This is a genomic window from Pseudomonas sp. KH_050, assembly GCF_057838875.1.
Window position 1 is genome coordinate 633,534 of record NZ_CM174478.1, and the last position, 16,313, is coordinate 649,846.

The 16,313-nt window shown below is 59.6% G+C and carries 17 protein-coding genes and 1 pseudogene; 15 read left to right on the forward strand and 3 right to left on the reverse strand.

Going from position 1 to position 16,313, the window contains the following annotated elements; all coding sequences use genetic code 11:
* The first annotated feature begins 16 nt into the window (after positions 1-16).
* Both AC3IUA_RS02880 and AC3IUA_RS02885 read left to right on the forward strand, forming a co-directional pair.
* Positions 17-622, forward strand: coding sequence for a hypothetical protein (locus tag AC3IUA_RS02880; protein ID WP_489359026.1), 606 nt, complete (start codon positions 17-19; stop codon positions 620-622).
* Positions 623-759: 137 nt separating this feature from the next.
* Positions 760-930, forward strand: a pseudogene (locus AC3IUA_RS02885) (LON peptidase substrate-binding domain-containing protein); the annotation flags it as partial.
* Positions 931-1,003: 73 nt separating this feature from the next.
* Here the strand turns inward: AC3IUA_RS02885 and AC3IUA_RS02890 are convergent.
* The 3 genes from AC3IUA_RS02890 to AC3IUA_RS02900 form a co-directional block, all read right to left on the reverse strand.
* Positions 1,004-1,276, reverse strand: coding sequence for a DUF6124 family protein (locus AC3IUA_RS02890; RefSeq protein ID WP_489362215.1), 273 nt, complete (start codon positions 1,274-1,276; stop codon positions 1,004-1,006).
* A gap of 129 nt (positions 1,277-1,405) precedes the next feature.
* Positions 1,406-2,722 (reverse strand): bifunctional DedA family/phosphatase PAP2 family protein, encoded by a 1,317-nt coding sequence (locus tag AC3IUA_RS02895; protein WP_489359027.1) that lies wholly within the window; start codon positions 2,720-2,722, stop codon positions 1,406-1,408.
* Between the two features lie 44 nt (positions 2,723-2,766).
* On the reverse strand, positions 2,767-3,450 hold the full coding sequence (locus tag AC3IUA_RS02900; protein ID WP_489359028.1) for a DNA-3-methyladenine glycosylase: 684 nt from the start codon (positions 3,448-3,450) through the stop codon (positions 2,767-2,769).
* 176 nt (positions 3,451-3,626) lie between these two features.
* Here AC3IUA_RS02900 and AC3IUA_RS02905 point away from each other — a divergent pair, with 176 nt between their 5' ends.
* From AC3IUA_RS02905 to AC3IUA_RS02965, 13 genes are all read left to right on the forward strand, one after another.
* Positions 3,627-4,898 carry a glutamate-5-semialdehyde dehydrogenase gene (locus AC3IUA_RS02905; protein WP_489359029.1) on the forward strand — a complete coding sequence of 424 codons (1,272 nt, stop codon included), beginning with the start codon at positions 3,627-3,629 and terminating at the stop codon, positions 4,896-4,898.
* Positions 4,867-5,589, forward strand: a complete 723-nt coding sequence (gene nadD, locus AC3IUA_RS02910) for a nicotinate-nucleotide adenylyltransferase (RefSeq protein ID WP_489359030.1) — start codon at positions 4,867-4,869, stop codon at positions 5,587-5,589. Before AC3IUA_RS02905 ends, nadD begins: the two co-directional genes overlap by 32 nt.
* Before the next feature lie 70 nt (positions 5,590-5,659).
* Entirely contained in the window at positions 5,660-6,154 is a 495-nt protein-coding gene (gene rsfS, locus AC3IUA_RS02915; RefSeq protein ID WP_489359031.1) for a ribosome silencing factor, read from the forward strand.
* Between the two features lie 9 nt (positions 6,155-6,163).
* Entirely contained in the window at positions 6,164-6,631 is a 468-nt protein-coding gene (gene rlmH, locus AC3IUA_RS02920) for a 23S rRNA (pseudouridine(1915)-N(3))-methyltransferase RlmH (protein ID WP_003185785.1), read from the forward strand.
* 16 nt (positions 6,632-6,647) lie between these two features.
* A complete protein-coding gene (gene mrdA / locus AC3IUA_RS02925) occupies positions 6,648-8,543 on the forward strand; it encodes a penicillin-binding protein 2 (RefSeq protein ID WP_489359032.1) in 1,896 nt (631 codons plus the stop codon).
* A gap of 31 nt (positions 8,544-8,574) precedes the next feature.
* The gene (gene rodA, locus AC3IUA_RS02930; RefSeq protein ID WP_489362217.1) at positions 8,575-9,678 is read left to right on the forward strand and encodes a rod shape-determining protein RodA; all 1,104 of its coding nucleotides are present in this window, start codon (positions 8,575-8,577) and stop codon (positions 9,676-9,678) included.
* 17 nt (positions 9,679-9,695) lie between these two features.
* Positions 9,696-10,706 (forward strand): lytic murein transglycosylase B, encoded by a 1,011-nt coding sequence (gene mltB / locus AC3IUA_RS02935; RefSeq protein ID WP_489359033.1) that lies wholly within the window; start codon positions 9,696-9,698, stop codon positions 10,704-10,706.
* The gene (locus tag AC3IUA_RS02940) at positions 10,706-11,716 is read left to right on the forward strand and encodes a septal ring lytic transglycosylase RlpA family protein (RefSeq protein WP_489359034.1); all 1,011 of its coding nucleotides are present in this window, start codon (positions 10,706-10,708) and stop codon (positions 11,714-11,716) included. The genes mltB and AC3IUA_RS02940 overlap by 1 nt, the downstream gene beginning before the upstream one ends.
* Before the next feature lie 175 nt (positions 11,717-11,891).
* Complete coding sequence (locus tag AC3IUA_RS02945) at positions 11,892-13,049, forward strand: D-alanyl-D-alanine carboxypeptidase family protein (protein WP_489359035.1); 1,158 nt, start codon at positions 11,892-11,894, stop codon at positions 13,047-13,049.
* Positions 13,050-13,130: 81 nt separating this feature from the next.
* A complete protein-coding gene (locus tag AC3IUA_RS02950; RefSeq protein WP_489359036.1) occupies positions 13,131-13,406 on the forward strand; it encodes a DUF493 domain-containing protein in 276 nt (91 codons plus the stop codon).
* Complete coding sequence (lipB, locus tag AC3IUA_RS02955; protein ID WP_489359037.1) at positions 13,406-14,053, forward strand: lipoyl(octanoyl) transferase LipB; 648 nt, start codon at positions 13,406-13,408, stop codon at positions 14,051-14,053. Before AC3IUA_RS02950 ends, lipB begins: the two co-directional genes overlap by 1 nt.
* Before the next feature lies 1 nt (position 14,054).
* A complete protein-coding gene (lipA, locus tag AC3IUA_RS02960; RefSeq protein WP_489359038.1) occupies positions 14,055-15,077 on the forward strand; it encodes a lipoyl synthase in 1,023 nt (340 codons plus the stop codon).
* A gap of 178 nt (positions 15,078-15,255) precedes the next feature.
* Positions 15,256-16,206, forward strand: coding sequence for a S66 peptidase family protein (locus AC3IUA_RS02965; RefSeq protein WP_489359039.1), 951 nt, complete (start codon positions 15,256-15,258; stop codon positions 16,204-16,206).
* Positions 16,207-16,313 lie beyond the last annotated feature (107 nt).

Here is a 16,313-nt window from a genome sequence, read left to right on the forward strand (position 1 = left end):
TAATTGAGGTGGACTTATGGCTTTTGAAAATCGCGCGGATGTATTTACCGCTCATCTTTTTGTAAACGGAGCTCCGTTGGTTTTGAACCAGCAATATATGGAGCGGCGGTTGCTTGATCCACGTATACCAGCGCGTGAGCGTCTGGACACTGAGGCCGCCTTGGTGGATAGCGCCCTCCCACGATTGGTTACGCTGGCGGCCCATGACGACGACGAACCATTGTTGTTTCAGTTCGTCCCCGAGGGGAATAAAACATATGCGGTCTACACAAAACTTTCCGGGAAGTACGACGGTTGGCGTTTGAGCATGGATTCGGTTATCCGGCACTGGATTGTTAGTGAAGCCACGCAGTCGCTTTTCTCTCTCGTAGGGGAGGCAGGGGAAAGAGTGACCTTTAAGCGCTCTAGTCCTGGCGTGGCTTACGTGTTGGTGGTGAGTGAGGAAAAGCAAGCATCCTTGCACTTGGCAAAGACAAACTACAGGGATAAGCATAAGAGTGGAACAGGTCACAGGACAATTTTTGTCGATGTAAATCCAAATATCACTGGGCATGACGCTTTTAATAAACCGCCAGTAACCTTTGTTCTGAAGCTTGTTGATAAGCCGGTGGTGGATGATTGATGATTTTCGTCGTCGGTCATCACCTGTCGCTTCGGAGTGCATTATTGAAAAAACATCCTCAATAGACATGTCGCAACATGGCCTCAAGCAGAAGACATAGCCAATTAGTGCGATCAACTGATAATGGCCGAACATCGATGATCGAAGCCCTGAATATGGGCGCCGAAACCACCGGCCAACAATCCCTGGCCAATCAGTTGGCCTGCCTGCTGCCATTTTCCGAGCTGGACAAAATCGACCTACTGCAACTCGACGATCCGCAGCAGCGGCTGGATGCGATTCAGGCGTTGCTTGATGAGTTGCAGGGGGGTTGTTTGTCTGAGTGCACCAGCACTGTAAAGATCGTTCCCGCGCAGAGCATGGGAACGATCGAACGGCGCATCAGCGGGTACGCGGCCACGCATGTTCGATGGACTGGTCGACCATGGCTTTGGCAATTTCCAGCAGGTGCCACACGGCGAAGACCATGGCGCGTTCAGTGCCTTTGAAGTGCTCCCCACACTCGTAAGCGGTGACCGATGCACAGCGCAGCAAGTCGGCGGTGTAGAGCAGCGAGTCTTCGATGCTCACATCCTTGCTGACGTTATAAAAGCGCATGGCGTCAGGCGAGGTTGGATTGGCATCGGGCAGGTAGTGATCAAGGGCGCGGTACAGTGCGGCGCGGTGAGGGTTAAGACGGTATCTACGCCGACCGAGTACACCCGTGAATGTGTGGGTGTACGCAAAATCTGTAGGAGCTGCCGCAGGCTGCGATCTTTTTAGCGGGCAAACATCTGTATTGGCTCAATACGCATACCGCAGCACCGCATCAGGCAAATGGGTCAACGCAAAGAACCCAAACAACGCCACCAGCGCCGGCAGCACCAGCCACCAGACTTTGGCAGACATTGCACTCAAGGAGGTCTGGCGTTGGCTCAGGTTCAGGCTGGCGGCGCAGAAACAGGCCGCGAGCATGGCGCCGGCCAATACATCGGTCGGCCAGTGAACCCCGAGATAGACCCGCGACATAGCGATCGCCATTGCAGGCAAGCACCCGACCAACAGCCAGGTCAGGCGCATTCGAGGCGGTTGACCGCGGCCGGCGAGAACCGCCAGGGTCAGGAATAGCGCGAACGAACCGGAGCTGTGGCCACTGGGCATGCTGAAGCTGGTCAGCGGGTCGCTTAGCACCTCCGGGCGCATGCGCGCGAAAAACCACTTGGTGCCGGTATTGGCCAGCGCCGTGCAGAGCAGGGCGCTGCCAGCGAAAATCGCTTGGCGCCATTGGCGCGCCACCAGCAGCAAAATCGTCAACAGACTGCTGGCGAAGAGTAGTGTGCGAAAATCGCCGAGGCGGGTCACCAGCACGGCGGCGGAGTCCATGGTCGTGCTGCGATGTTCCTGGATCAGGGTCATCAAGCCCTGATCGAACTGATTCAGGTAGCGATAGCCGATAAACATCCCGGCCAGAATCGCGAAGCTCATGGCTGTGATCAGCCGAGTGGCACTGCGGTGACGGCGTAAGGTGCTATTGATGCTCAGGCCGATCATTACGACGATGCTGCCGACGACTACCCCGGCTTGCGGCCAGAAACCTTCCGGCAGGGGCAGGCGGATTGCCGCACCGGTCGCCCAGCCCGGCAACAGGTATGCCACGGTCCAGCCCGCTGCCGCCAATACGCTCACCGCGGCAAACCGCGGGAACGGCATGTCGAACATCCCGGCAACCATCGGTAGCATCGGCCGCAACGGACCGATAAAGCGTCCGACCAGCAGACTGGCGATGCCGTAACGCTGGAAGTACGCTTCGGCTCCGGCCATCCATTCCGGGTGATGGCGCAACCCCGGCAGGCGGCGAATGTTCTGGTGAAAGCGCCGCCCCAGGAAATACGACACCAGGTCTCCCAGCAAACCGCCGACAAATCCCAGCAGCAAGGTCTCGCCCAGGGACAGCGCGCCACTGCCGGCCAATACCGCGACGGCGAACAACAGGACCGTCCCCGGCACGATCAGCCCGGCAATTGCCAGGCACTCGACGCAGGCCACTATGAAAACCGCGGCAGCCAGCCATTGCGGGTTTGCCGTCAACCATCCGGTCAGGCCATCGAGCCATGGGCCCATAGATTCAACTCCATTTTTGTGTATTAACCGGTAAGGGCGATGTTTCAGATCAAGAAATAGTCGCGGCCTTCGACCTGGCCACGGCGCAACGGGTTCCGGGTGCAGTAAGGGGCGTATGCGGCATCGATGAAGCGGTACATCAAGTGCTCGTCGCGTCCATGAGGGATGCCCAGGCGAGTAGTTTGAATGATGTGGATCGGCGGCAGGCCGACATCTTCGACTAACAGCAGCTCATGATCGAAGCGTTTGGCGTCCCAGACGGGTACTTTCAGGCCCAGCGCCTTGCAGAGCAGGGTTTGCCCGGCGCAAAGCTTCTGCGATGGGCGCGGATGACCATTGGCATGGGGATTGTTCAACAGCATCTGGGCCAGGCTTGCCGGGCCGGACGCTTCGTCGATCCACGGATAAGCCGATTTGATCAGGACCGCATTGCCTGGTCCATGAGCGCTGAAGTTCAGCGAATCGCCACCACGGGCGTAATACATATAGATGTGGCCACCATTGAGAAACAAAGCCTTACGTTTTTCTGTGTAGCCAAGGGAAGCATGGCTGCCTTTCTCGGCGCAGTAATAGGCTTCGGTCTCGATGATTCGTGCACTGAGCCACAGATCGCCGACCCGATGGCGGATGATTTTGCCCAGCAGTTCGCGGGCCAGCACTTGAGCGTCACGGTCGAAAAACTCATCAGGCAGCGCCTTGGGCATGCTCGAAGCGGTCAGATTGGACATGATGGCTAAGTGTATTTGAGGCTGAATGAGTCGCGATGATAGCAATTTCAAGCTTAATTACGGCTGAACGTCCTCTATTTGCCCTCCATTTCGACCATCCGCCCGTCACTGCTGTTAGTAGGAGAGCGCGACAGCTATAATCTGCCGCTTTCCTCTTTGCCAAGACCATTGAGACCATGACTGAGTCCGTTCTTGACTACATGACCCGTTTGGGTCGCGCTGCCCGCGAAGCCTCCCGCGTGATCGGCCGTGCCAGTACCGCGCAGAAAAACCGCGCACTGTACGCTGCCGCCGCGGCTTTGGATGCCGCTCGCGTCGAGTTGGCCGCCGCCAATGAGCTGGACCTGGCCGCTGGTCGGGCCAATGGCCTGGAGCCGGCCATGCTCGAGCGCCTGGCACTGACCCCGGCACGGATCGACAGCATGATCGTCGGCCTGCGTCAGGTGGCCAGCCTGCCGGACCCGGTTGGTGCGATCCGCGACATGAGCTATCGGCCGTCGGGCATCCAGGTCGGCAAGATGCGTGTACCGCTGGGCGTGGTCGGGATCATCTATGAGTCGCGGCCGAACGTGACCATCGACGCCGCGAGCCTGTGCCTGAAGTCGGGCAACGCGACCATTCTGCGTGGCGGTTCCGAGGCGATTCATTCCAATCGCGCCATCGCCATCTGCATTCAGCAGGGCCTGGCCGAGGCCGGTTTGCCGGCTGCCGTGGTGCAGGTCGTCGAAGTGACCGACCGTGCTGCGGTTGGCGCACTGATCACCATGCCCGAGTACGTCGATGTGATCGTGCCCCGTGGCGGCAAAGGCCTGATCGAGCGGGTCAGCCGTGATGCCCGAGTGCCAGTGATCAAGCACCTGGACGGCATCTGCCACGTTTATGTCAGTGCCCACGCCGAACTGCCAAAGGCCCAGCGCATCGCGTTCAACGCCAAGACTTACCGTTACGGCATTTGCGGCGCCATGGAAACCTTGCTGGTTGACCAGGCGGTGGCCGCCGATTTCCTGCCGGCGATGGCCGAGCAGTTCCGCGCCAAGGGCGTCGAGCTTCGCGGCTGCGAACGCACGCGCACGATCATCGAGGTGGTTGCGGCCACCGAAGAAGACTGGAATACCGAATACCTGGCGCCAATCCTGTCGATACGTGTGGTCGACGGGCTGGATCAGGCCATCGAACACATCAATCATTACGGCTCGCATCACACCGACTCGATCGTCACCGAGCACCAGGGCGAAGCCCGGCGCTTCGTTGCTGAGGTCGACTCAAGCTCGGTCATGATCAACACCCCGACCTGCTTTGCCGATGGCTTCGAATATGGATTGGGTGCCGAGATTGGCATTTCTACTGATAAGCTGCACGCCCGCGGCCCGGTGGGCCTCGAAGGTCTGACCTGCGAGAAGTACATCGTGGTCGGTGATGGCCAGTTGCGCGGTCAGGAGTCGGTCTGACTTGGCCGATATCCGCCAGTCAGCTGCCGTGACGCCCAGCGAACCCCAGCCTAGACGTATTGGCGTGCTGGGCGGGACCTTCGATCCGGTGCATATCGGCCATTTGCGCAGTGCGCTGGAGGTGGCTGACTCGCTGGAGCTCGATGAGCTGCGTCTGACACCCAGTGCCAGACCGCCGCATCGGGGGACGCCACAGGTGCCCGCCGTCGACCGTCTGGCGATGGTCGAATGTGCAGTGGCGGGTATTGCGCCGCTGGTGGTGGACGCCCGAGAGCTGCAACGGGACAAACCGTCGTACACGATCGACACTCTGGAGCTGATGCGGGCCGAGTTGGCCGCTGATGACCAGTTGTTTCTGCTTTTGGGCTGGGACGCATTTTGCGGCCTGCCCACTTGGCACCGCTGGGAGGAGTTGCTCCAGCATTGCCACATCCTGGTGCTGCAACGCCCGGATGCCGACAGCGAACCGCCGGATGCCTTGCGCAACCTGCTGGCAGCGCGCTCGGTGAGCGACCCGCTGGCCCTGAAAGGGCCGAGCGGACAGATTGCATTCGTCTGGCAGACACCGCTCGCGGTATCCGCCACCCAGATCCGTCAACTGCTGGCCAGCGGTAAGTCGGTACGTTTCCTGGTGCCCGACGCGGTCCTGGCCTACATCGATGCGCACGGTCTTTACCGTGCGTCGAACTGAAAAGGAGTGCTTCAAGGCACGTGAATGCGTGTATTGAAGCGCCCGAACATACGAGCAAAACGAGTTTTATATGACTGACAAAGACGTAACTAAAGTAAAGCGCAAAGGCACGTTCAAGAGCGCCCCGCTGCCAGTAGAGGCTCAAACCGGTGTGGTACTGGCCGGTGAAGAGCTGGTCAAGGTTGCCGTAGCGGCCCTGGAAGACGTCAAGGCCCAGGACATTCTGGTGATTGATGTTCGTGAGAAGCAGAGCATCACTGACTTCATGATCATCGCCACAGGTACGTCCAACCGCCAGATCGGCGCGATGCTGGATAAGGTCCGCGAGGCGGTCAAGGCCAAAGGCGTCAAGCCGTTGGGTGAAGAAGGCAAGGGTGACAGCGACTGGGTGTTGCTGGATATGGACGATGTCATCGTGCACATGATGACCGCCAACGCTCGTCAGTTCTACGACCTGGAGCGTCTGTGGTCCGGTGCAGAACAAAGCCGTGCGATGAACGCTGCTCACCACAGCCCGGAAAATACCCACGAGCACTTCATCAAGCTCAACAAAGACCAGCAATAAGGGACCGCTGTGCGACTGCGACTGATCGCCGTCGGTTCCCGCATGCCCAAATGGGTGGAAGAAGGCTGGCATGAATATGCCAAGCGTCTGCCATCCGAGCTGGCGCTGGAACTGGTGGAAATACCGCTCAACACCCGTGGCAAGAACGCCGACGTGGCGCGTTTCATCCGTCAGGAAGGCGAAGCCATGCTGGCCAAGGTCGGCCCGAATGAGCGGATTGTCACCCTCGAAGTGCACGGCAAGCCCTGGAGCACCGAGCAGTTGGCGGTCGAACTCGACCGCTGGCGGCTGGACTCGCGCACGGTGAATTTCATGGTCGGTGGCCCTGAGGGGCTGGCGCCGGAAGTTTGCGCGCGCGCCGATCAGCGCTGGTCGCTGTCGCCCTTGACGTTGCCGCATCCGCTGGTGCGGATTCTGATCGGTGAACAGCTGTATCGCGCCTGGACAGTTCTGTCCGGGCACCCTTATCACAAATAGCATCGCGCCCTACTAAATGTCCCAACCGATCCGCATCAAGGACCACGAGAAAGACGCCCGTCTGGTGCGTGGCCGGGTCGTGTTCGGTGCAATAGCAGTGGTGTGTCTGATCGGGGTGCTGATCGCCCGGCTGTATTTCCTTCAGGTGATCCAGTACGAGTATCACTCCACGTTGTCGGAGAACAACCGCGTTCATGTGCAGCCTATTCCACCGACCCGCGGGCTGATTTTCGACCGCAATGGCGTGGTGGTGGCCGATAACCGGCCCAGCTTCAGCCTGAGCATGACCCGCGAGCGTTCGGGGGACTGGAAGCAAGTGCTCGATGTGATCGTCGAAGTGCTGGAGCTGACGCCGGAAGATCGGCAACTGTTCGAGAAACGCATGAGGCAAGGGCGCCGGCCATTCGAGCCGGTGCCGATCCTGTTCGAGCTGAACGAAGAGCAGATTGCCCGAATCGCCGTCAACCAGTTCCGTTTGCCAGGCGTGGAAGTGGTCGCGCAGCTGGTGCGGCATTATCCGCAAGGGGCGCACTTCGCGCACTCCGTGGGTTACATGGGGCGGATCAACGAGAAAGAGCTCAAGAGTCTCGATCCGGTCAATTACAGCGGTACCCACCATATTGGCAAAACCGGCATCGAACGCTTCTACGAGCCAGAGCTGCATGGCCAGGTGGGTTATGAAGAGGTCGAGACCAACGCCCGCGGCCGCGTGTTACGGGTGCTCAAGCGGACCGATCCGATTCCCGGCAAGGACATTGTCCTGAGCCTCGACATCAAACTGCAGGAAGCCGCCGAGCTCGCGCTGGGTGGTCGACGTGGCGCAGTGGTGGCGCTGGACCCGAACACCGGCGAGGTGCTGGCGATGGTCAGTCAGCCGAGTTTCGACCCGAACCTGTTCGTCACCGGCATCAGCTTCAAGGCCTATGCCGAGCTGCGTGATTCGATCGACCGCCCGCTATTCAACCGCGTGTTGCGTGGCCTCTATCCGCCAGGTTCGACCATCAAGCCCGCGGTAGCGATAGCCGGGCTCGATTCGGGCGTGGTCACTGCTTCGACGCGGGTCTACGATCCGGGTTACTACCAGCTGCCCAACTACGATCACAAATACCGTAACTGGAACCGCACCGGCGACGGCTTTGTGGACCTGGATACGGCGATCATGCGTTCCAACGACACCTATTTCTACGACCTGGCCCACAAGCTGGGGATCGATCGGTTGTCGGCCTATATGGGCAAGTTCGGTATCGGCCAGAAGGTCTCGCTGGACATGTTCGAAGAATCGCCGGGGCTGATGCCTTCGCGCGAGTGGAAGCGCGCGACCCGACGTCAGGCCTGGTTCCCGGGCGAAACATTGATTCTCGGCATCGGTCAGGGCTACATGCAATCAACCCCGCTGCAACTGGCCCAGGCTACTGCGCTGGTGGCCAGCAAGGGCAAGTGGTATCGCCCGCACCTGGCAAAAACCATCGAAGGCGAGAAGCCACTCGACGAGAACCCGATGCCGGACATCGTCCTGCGCGATCCGGCCGATTGGACCCGGGTCAATCACGGTATGCAGCAGGTAATGCATGGCGCACGCGGTACGGCACGCAAGGCGTCCATCGGCGCGCAATACCGGATTGCCGGCAAAAGCGGCACGGCCCAGGTGGTCGCCATCAAGCAAGGCGAGAAGTACGACCGCTCCAAGGTTCAGGAGCGCCATCGTGACCACGCCTTGTTCGTCGGTTTTGCCCCTGCCGATAATCCGAAAATCACCGTGTCGGTCATGGTCGAGAACGGCGAGTCCGGCTCCGGCGTCGCGGCTCCGGTGGTTCGCCAGATCATGGACGCGTGGTTGCTCGATCAGGACGGCCGGCTCAAGCCTGAGTTCGCCAGCCCTTCAAACGCGGAGGCTACGGCCCGTGAAGAGTAATTTTGATCGCATCCTCTCCAGCGAGGATGTGATGCGTCGCCGGGCGACGCTGTTGCAACGCATGCACATCGACGGACCTTTGCTGATTCTGTTGCTGACCCTCGCCGCGGGCAGTCTGTTCGTGCTGTATTCGGCCAGCGGCAAGAGCTGGGACCTGCTGGCCAAGCAAGCAACTTCTTTTGGTATCGGCCTGGTGTCGATGTTCATCATCGCCCAACTCGAGCCGCGTTTCATGGCGCGCTGGGTGCCATTGGCCTATGTGTGCGGCGTAGTGCTGCTGGTGGTGGTGGACGTCATGGGCCACAACGCCATGGGCGCTACGCGCTGGATCAACATTCCCGGGGTGATTCGCTTCCAGCCATCGGAGTTCATGAAGATCATCATGCCGGCGACTATTGCCTGGTATCTGGCCAAACGCTCACTGCCACCGCAGCTCAAGCATGTAGGCATCAGCCTGATGTTGATCGGAGTCCCGTTTATTCTGATCGTGCGCCAGCCCGACCTCGGCACCTCGTTGCTGATTCTCGCCGGTGGCGCCTTCGTGCTGTTCATGGGCGGCCTGCGCTGGCGCTGGATAGTCAGCGTGATCGCTGCTGCAGTGCCGGTGGCCGTTGCGATGTGGTATTTCGTCATGCACGACTACCAGAAACAACGAGTCCTGACCTTCCTGGATCCGGAAAGCGATCCGCTGGGCACTGGCTGGAACATCATCCAGTCCAAGGCGGCCATCGGTTCCGGCGGCGTCTTCGGCAAAGGCTGGCTGCTCGGTACTCAGTCCCACCTGGACTTTCTGCCGGAGAGCCACACCGATTTCATCATCGCGGTCATGGGCGAAGAATTCGGGCTGGTGGGCATCTGTGCCTTGCTGCTGATCTATTTGCTGTTGATCGGCCGTGGGCTGGTGATTACCGCTCAGGCGCAGACGCTGTTCGGCAAATTGCTCGCCGGCAGCCTGACCATGACGTTTTTTGTTTACGTTTTCGTCAACATCGGTATGGTCAGTGGCCTGTTGCCGGTAGTGGGGGTGCCATTGCCATTCATTAGCTATGGCGGAACTTCGCTGGTGACGCTGCTGTCAGCGTTTGGGGTTTTGATGTCGATCCATACCCATCGTAAGTGGATCGCGCAGGTTTGAATAAGGTGAAGATTTCAATGCAAGTAATGCGTGGCTGGGCGACTCGATACGCTCCGTGGGTCGGCCTGGTAGGCATCCTTGGTGCAGCGCAGGAGGCGCTGGCCGGCGATTATGAAGGCACGCCGCAGGTGGCCGAATTCGTCGGTGAAATGACCCGCGACTACGGATTCGCCGGAGAGCAGCTGATGGGGGTGTTCCGCGAAGCCGAGCGCAAGCAGTCTATTCTCGATGCGATTTCCCGGCCTGCCGAGCGGGTCAAGCAGTGGAAAGAATACCGCCCGATGTTTCTCACCGATGCGCGTATCGCCCGTGGCGTGGATTTCTGGCGTCAGCACGAAGCTGTGCTGGCTCGCGCCGAAAAGGAATACGGCGTGCCGGCCCAGGTGATTGTGTCAATCATCGGCGTTGAGACCTTTTTTGGTCGTAATACCGGCAATTACCGGGTGATCGACGCATTATCGACCTTAGGCTTCGACTACCCGCCGCGCGCCGATTTTTTCCGCAAGGAGCTGCGTGAGTTCCTGCTGCTGGCCCGTGAAGAGCAGGTCGACCCAATGACGCTCAAGGGGTCTTATGCTGGCGCCATGGGCTTGCCGCAGTTCATGCCGAGCAGTTTTCGCGCCTATGCTGTGGATTTCGACGGTGACGGCCATATCAATATCTGGACCAACCCGGACGACGCCATCGGCAGTGTTGCCAGCTACTTCAAGCATCACGGCTGGGCAGCCGGCGAGCCGGTGGTCAGCCTGGCCACGGTGCGTGGTGACAAGGTCGACGCAGGTTTGACCCAGGGAATCGAGCCGGTCAAAACGGTCGGGGAGTTGCGAGCGCTGGGCTGGTCAAGTCATGATGCGCTGCGCGATGATATGCCGGTCACAGCTTTTCGCCTGGAAGGCGACAATGGCCCCGAGTACTGGATGGGGTTGAATAATTTTTACGCGATTACGCGCTATAACCGCAGTGTGATGTACGCAATGGCCGTGCATCAACTGTCTGATTTGCTGGTCCAAGCACGGGGCGTCAAGTAATGCGGGCAATGCCGATACATAAACCCCTGAAGCTGGCGGCTTTTGCTGCACTGTCGTTGTTGCTGGTCAGTTGTTCGACCAGCCGTGCGCCACAGCAGAAATCACCGACCGTCGTTCGCGCGACACCTGGCCTGGACATCAACCGCGCCCATAAAGATGGCGCGCCGTGGTGGGATGTCGATGTTTCGCGCATCCCCGATGCCACACCGACCCTGCACACCGGCGCTTACAAGGCCAACCCCTATACGGTGCTGGGCAAAAGCTACTTTCCAATAAGCGAGTCGAAGAATTACGTCGCCTCGGGTACGGCCTCCTGGTACGGCACCAAGTTCCACGGTCAGAATACCGCCAACGGCGAAGTCTATGATCTGTATGGCATGAGCGCCGCGCACAAGACCCTGCCGCTGCCGAGCTATGTCCGGGTGACTAACCTGGACAACAACAAGAGCGTGATTCTGCGGGTCAACGATCGTGGGCCGTTCTACTCGGACCGGATCATCGACTTGTCCTACGCTGCCGCCAAGAAGCTCGGTTATGCCGAAACCGGCACGGCAAGGGTCAAGGTCGAGGGGATCGACCCGCAACAGTATTGGGCCCAGCGCGGCCGGCCGGCGCCGCTGATGCTCAACGAACCTCGGGTGGCGCAAGCTGCCGCTCCGGTGATGACGGCTTCGGCCGGCACCGTCGAGCAATGGACGCCACCACCGCAGCAGCATGCCGCACCCGTTGTCCCGGTACCGCTGGATGCAAAAAAAAACGCTTCTGCAACAGCCTCTGGCCAGTATCTTCAGGTGGGCGCCTTCGCCAACCCGGACGCTGCCGAACTGTTGAGGTCGAAGCTGAGCGGGATGGTGCAGGCTCCGGTGTTCATCAGCTCGATCGTGCGCAATCAACAGACACTCCATCGGGTGCGTCTGGGGCCGATCAGTACGCCGGGTGAAATCCAGCAAGTGCAAAACAGTGTGCGACTGGCCAATCTCGGTCAGCCAAAGCTGGTAACAGCGGAATAAGCGACATCAGATTGAGGGCCTGGCCTTGGGGCCGGGTTCCGGTTGTTGGCTCGTCAAAGAACAAAAAACCGAGCACGGTTTAGGGCGAACAACTGAACACGCGATAACCGGGGACCGGTTGTCAGATTAGTTTTGCCCGCGAGGGCAAGTTTCCATTAGCAATTTCGAGAGACGGATGAACATCACCACCTTTGCCAAACGCCTGTGCCTGCTTGTCCCGCTGCTCATCACGCCTGCCGCCTGGGCGGTAGAGATGATGCCGTCGCCACCGCAACTGGCCGCCAAATCCTATGTGCTCATGGACGCCAGCAGCGGCAATGTGCTGGTCGAGAACAATGGTGACCAGCGTCTGCCGCCGGCCAGTCTGACCAAGCTGATGACCGCCTACATGGCGACCCTGGAAATCCGTCGCGGCCAGATCGGTGAAAACGATCCGGTAACCGTTAGCGAGAACGCCTGGCGTACCGGCGGTTCGCGGATGTTCATCAAGGTTGGCACGCAGGTAACGGTCAGCGACTTGCTGCACGGCATCATCATCCAGTCGGGCAACGACGCCAGCGTTGCGCTTGCCGAGCACATCGCCGGTAGCGAAGACGCGTTCGCCGACATGATGAACAAAACCGTTGTCGATCTGGGCATGACCAACAGTCACTTCATGAACCCGACCGGTCTGCCGAACCCTGAGCATTACTCGTCGGCTCATGACATGGCCGTGCTGGCCCGCGCGATCATCCACGAGGACCCGGCTCACTATGCGATCTATTCGCAGAAAGAGTTCTTCTGGAACGGCATCAAGCAACCGAACCGCAACCTGCTGCTGTGGCGTGACAAGACGGTCGACGGCCTGAAAACCGGTCACACCGACGAGGCCGGCTACTGCATGGTGTCTTCGGCTGTACGTGACGGCATGCGTTTGATCGCAGTGGTCTTCGGCACCAACAGCGAACAGGCTCGTGCTGCTGAAACCCAGAAGCTGCTGACTTACGGTTTCCGCTTCTTCGAAACCCAGACCTTCTACCAGAAGGGCGCCGAGCTGGCTCAGGCTCCGGTCTGGAAAGGCACCACCAATCAGGTCAAGGCCGGTCTGGCTCAAGACCTGACCATGACTATGCCAAAAGGCCAGCTGAAAAAGCTGCAGGCCAGCATGAGCATGACACCGCAACTGATCGCGCCGATCGCCAAGGGCGACGTGATTGGTAAAGTCGAAGTGAAACTGGACGATAAAGTCGTGCACAGCGCCGACCTGATCGCACTGGACGCCGTCGACGAGGGTGGTATCTTCCGCCGCATGTGGGATAGCATCCGTCTATTCTTCTACGGCTTGTTCAACTGATTATTGTGGTCCAGCGTGCCTCTCGTTCTGACATAGAACGGGAGGTATGTCCGTCGCCACGGCTTACGAGGCCGTTACGCCATGACAGATACTGAAGTAAAGGCGCCAAAGATCGAATTCCCCTGCGCGGATTACCCGATCAAGGTAATCGGCGACACTGGCGTGGGTTTCAAGGACAAGATCATTGCAATCCTTGAGAAACATGCGACCGTTGACCACCGGACCCTGGCCGAGCGCCAGAGTACCAACGGCAAGTACACGACCATCCAGTTGCACATCATCGCCACCGGTCAAGAGCAGCTGTACGACATCAACAGCGAGTTGCGGGCTACCGGTTTCGTGCACATGGTGCTGTGATGTCTGGCACGCTGGGCTTTCGCGAGCTCGGCCAGATGGCTTACGAGCCGGTCTGGCAGGCCATGCAACGCTTTACCAACGAACGCGGCAGCACGGCGCCTGACGAGGTCTGGTTGGTGCAGCATCCGCCGGTCTTCACTCAAGGCCAGGCGGGCAAGGCCGAACACCTGCTGCTACCTGGGGATATTCCGGTAGTGAAGGTCGACCGCGGCGGGCAAGTGACCTATCACGGTCCCGGTCAGCTGGTGGCTTATTTGTTGCTGGATGTGCGCAAGCTGGGGTTTGGCGTGCGCGACCTGGTCAGCCGGATGGAGTTGTGCCTGATCGAACTGCTGGCCAGTTATGGCGTTACTGCGGTGGCCAAGGCCGACGCGCCGGGTGTCTACGTCGACGGGGCGAAAATCGCTTCTCTGGGTCTGCGGATCCGCCACGGTTGCTCCTTTCATGGCCTGGCCCTGAACGTGGATATGGATCTGGAACCGTTCCGACGGATTAATCCCTGTGGCTACGCCGGGCTGGCGATGACCCAGCTGCGCGATCACACAGGACCGATTGAATTTGCCGAGGTAAGTGCCCGGCTGCGCGCGCAGCTCGTCAAGCACCTCGACTATGCTGAGCAGACGACCCTAACGGGCGGAATCGACTGATATGACTACTGCGCAAGACGCTGTGCAAACCCTGATCCCGACGCTGGATGTATCCGAGCGCGTCGCCCGTCCAAAAATCGAAGCCGGCGTTAAGTTGCGCGGTGCCGAAAAGGTCGCGCGCATTCCGGTGAAGATCATTCCGACCACCGAGCTGCCGAAAAAGCCTGACTGGATTCGCGTGCGTATCCCGGTTTCTCCGGAAGTCGATCGCATCAAGACCCTGCTGCGCAAACACAAGCTGCACAGCGTTTGCGAAGAAGCCTCCTGCCCGAACCTGGGTGAGTGCTTCTCCGGTGGCACCGCGACCTTCATGATCATGGGCGACATCTGCACCCGTCGCTGCCCGTTCTGCGACGTGGGCCACGGTCGTCCGAAGCCACTGGACGTCAATGAGCCGCAAAGCCTGGCCATCGCCATCGCCGACCTGAAACTGAAGTACGTGGTGATCACCTCGGTAGACCGCGACGACCTGCGTGACGGCGGTGCCCAGCACTTCGCCGACTGCATCCGCGAGATCCGCAAGCTGTCGCCGAACGTGCAGCTCGAAACCCTGGTTCCGGATTACCGTGGCCGTATGGATGTGGCGCTGGAAATCACCGCCGCCGAGCCGCCGGATGTGTTCAACCACAACCTGGAAACCGTGCCGCGACTGTACAAGGCTGCGCGCCCGGGTTCGGATTACCAGTGGTCGCTGACCTTGCTGCAGAAGTTCAAGCAAATGATGCCGCATATTCCGACCAAGTCCGGCCTGATGCTGGGTCTGGGCGAGACCGACGAAGAAGTCATCGAAGTCATGAAGCGCATGCGCGAACACGACATCGACATGCTGACCCTCGGCCAGTACCTGCAGCCATCGCGCAGCCACTTGCCGGTGCAGCGTTTCGTGCACCCGGACGTGTTTGCCTGGTTCGCCGAAGAAGGCTACAAAATGGGCTTCAAGAACGTTGCGTCGGGCCCGCTGGTACGCTCCTCGTACCACGCCGACGAACAGGCGAAACTGGTTAAAGCCAGCTTGATGTCCTGATCTGCAACCGCCCGCGAGAATCTTCATTCTTGCGGGCGGCCTGCTTTTTCGCGGGTGCAGAGCAACGTTGCCACCACTATCAAGAATTTCCCTTCGCGTCCTGTAGCGCTTATCCCCTTCTATTTGCCTGCTTTCGTGTCTACTGTGCGTTGAAGAGTCCACGCAGGGAGAACCATGGATGACGATTCGATCAACAGAACAAGTCTGCGCTCATACGGCAGTGCCCGCATTGCCAGCCAATGGCGTGATCGCCTTGATCGCACCGGCTGGCCCCGCAACGCTGGATGCCGAGAAGGCCATGCAATGGATGCAGGCCAGGGGCTACGAGTTACGTATTTTTCCCGGGGTCGAGCAGCAAGAGGGGTATCTGGCCGGAAGTGATGAGGTTCGCTTGAGCGACCTGCACGCGGCGTTCGCCGACAGCAGCATCGATGCGATTTTGTGCCTGCGGGGCGGTTATGGAAGCCCGCGAATACTGGACCGGATCGATTTCGAGCTGCTGCGCCGCAATGCCAAGCCTTTTGTCGGCTACAGCGATCTCACTGCGCTGCATCTGGCGATCAGTCGCTATGCAGGTTTCGTGACCTTCCATGGGCCGATGTTCAACGCCGATCTGCTGGGGGATAAACAGCAGCCTACAGAATCTTCGTTGTTCAATATGCTCAAAGGGGATTCAAAGCCCGGGAGTGTGTTGAGCCATCCGCCAGCTTATCCATTGACCACGATTGTGCCGGGCGTCGCGCGCGGCCGCTTGTCGGGAGGCAATCTTTCGATGATTGCCAGCACCCTGGGCACGCCTTATGAGATCGATGCCGAGGGCATCATTCTGTTCATTGAGGACATCAACGAGCCGCTGTACCGCATCGACCGGCTACTGACCCATCTGCGGCTCGCGGGGGTGCTGAACAAGCTCTGTGGGGTCCTGGTGGGCGATGTTGCCGGGGTAGACGAGCAGGCATTGGCCGGGCTGCTCAAGCAAACCTTCGAACCGCTACAGATTCCGGTGCTGGCTGGCTGGCGCAGTGGCCATTGCGATCCGAACCTGACTCTGCCGATGGGGGCGTTGGTCCGGTTGGATGCGGATGCTCAAGAGTTGGTGCTGGAGCAGGATGTGGTGGTTCGCTCCTAGGTTGTCTTCCCATGCGAGAGCGTGGGCATAACAGAAAAGATCGCAGCCTGCGGCAGCTCCTGCACCAACCGCGTACACCCGTTAATTCCGGGTGTGCGCAAATCCCG

Excerpts from the sequence above, each read along its gene's own strand:
- AC3IUA_RS02880 (WP_489359026.1), top strand. The coding sequence starts at position 17 with ATGGCTTTTGAAAATCGCGCGGATGTATTTACCGCTCATCTTTTTGTA.
- AC3IUA_RS02895 (WP_489359027.1), bottom strand. The coding sequence starts at position 2,722 with ATGGGCCCATGGCTCGATGGCCTGACCGGATGGTTGACGGCAAACCCG.
- AC3IUA_RS02900 (WP_489359028.1), bottom strand. The coding sequence starts at position 3,450 with ATGTCCAATCTGACCGCTTCGAGCATGCCCAAGGCGCTGCCTGATGAG.
- AC3IUA_RS02905 (WP_489359029.1), top strand. The coding sequence starts at position 3,627 with ATGACTGAGTCCGTTCTTGACTACATGACCCGTTTGGGTCGCGCTGCC.
- nadD (WP_489359030.1), top strand. The coding sequence starts at position 4,867 with ATGGCCAGTTGCGCGGTCAGGAGTCGGTCTGACTTGGCCGATATCCGC.
- rsfS (WP_489359031.1), top strand. The coding sequence starts at position 5,660 with ATGACTGACAAAGACGTAACTAAAGTAAAGCGCAAAGGCACGTTCAAG.
- mrdA (WP_489359032.1), top strand. The coding sequence starts at position 6,648 with ATGTCCCAACCGATCCGCATCAAGGACCACGAGAAAGACGCCCGTCTG.
- rodA (WP_489362217.1), top strand. The coding sequence starts at position 8,575 with ATGCGTCGCCGGGCGACGCTGTTGCAACGCATGCACATCGACGGACCT.
- mltB (WP_489359033.1), top strand. The coding sequence starts at position 9,696 with ATGCAAGTAATGCGTGGCTGGGCGACTCGATACGCTCCGTGGGTCGGC.
- AC3IUA_RS02940 (WP_489359034.1), top strand. The coding sequence starts at position 10,706 with ATGCGGGCAATGCCGATACATAAACCCCTGAAGCTGGCGGCTTTTGCT.
- AC3IUA_RS02945 (WP_489359035.1), top strand. The coding sequence starts at position 11,892 with ATGAACATCACCACCTTTGCCAAACGCCTGTGCCTGCTTGTCCCGCTG.
- AC3IUA_RS02950 (WP_489359036.1), top strand. The coding sequence starts at position 13,131 with ATGACAGATACTGAAGTAAAGGCGCCAAAGATCGAATTCCCCTGCGCG.
- lipB (WP_489359037.1), top strand. The coding sequence starts at position 13,406 with ATGTCTGGCACGCTGGGCTTTCGCGAGCTCGGCCAGATGGCTTACGAG.
- lipA (WP_489359038.1), top strand. The coding sequence starts at position 14,055 with ATGACTACTGCGCAAGACGCTGTGCAAACCCTGATCCCGACGCTGGAT.
- AC3IUA_RS02965 (WP_489359039.1), top strand. The coding sequence starts at position 15,256 with ATGACGATTCGATCAACAGAACAAGTCTGCGCTCATACGGCAGTGCCC.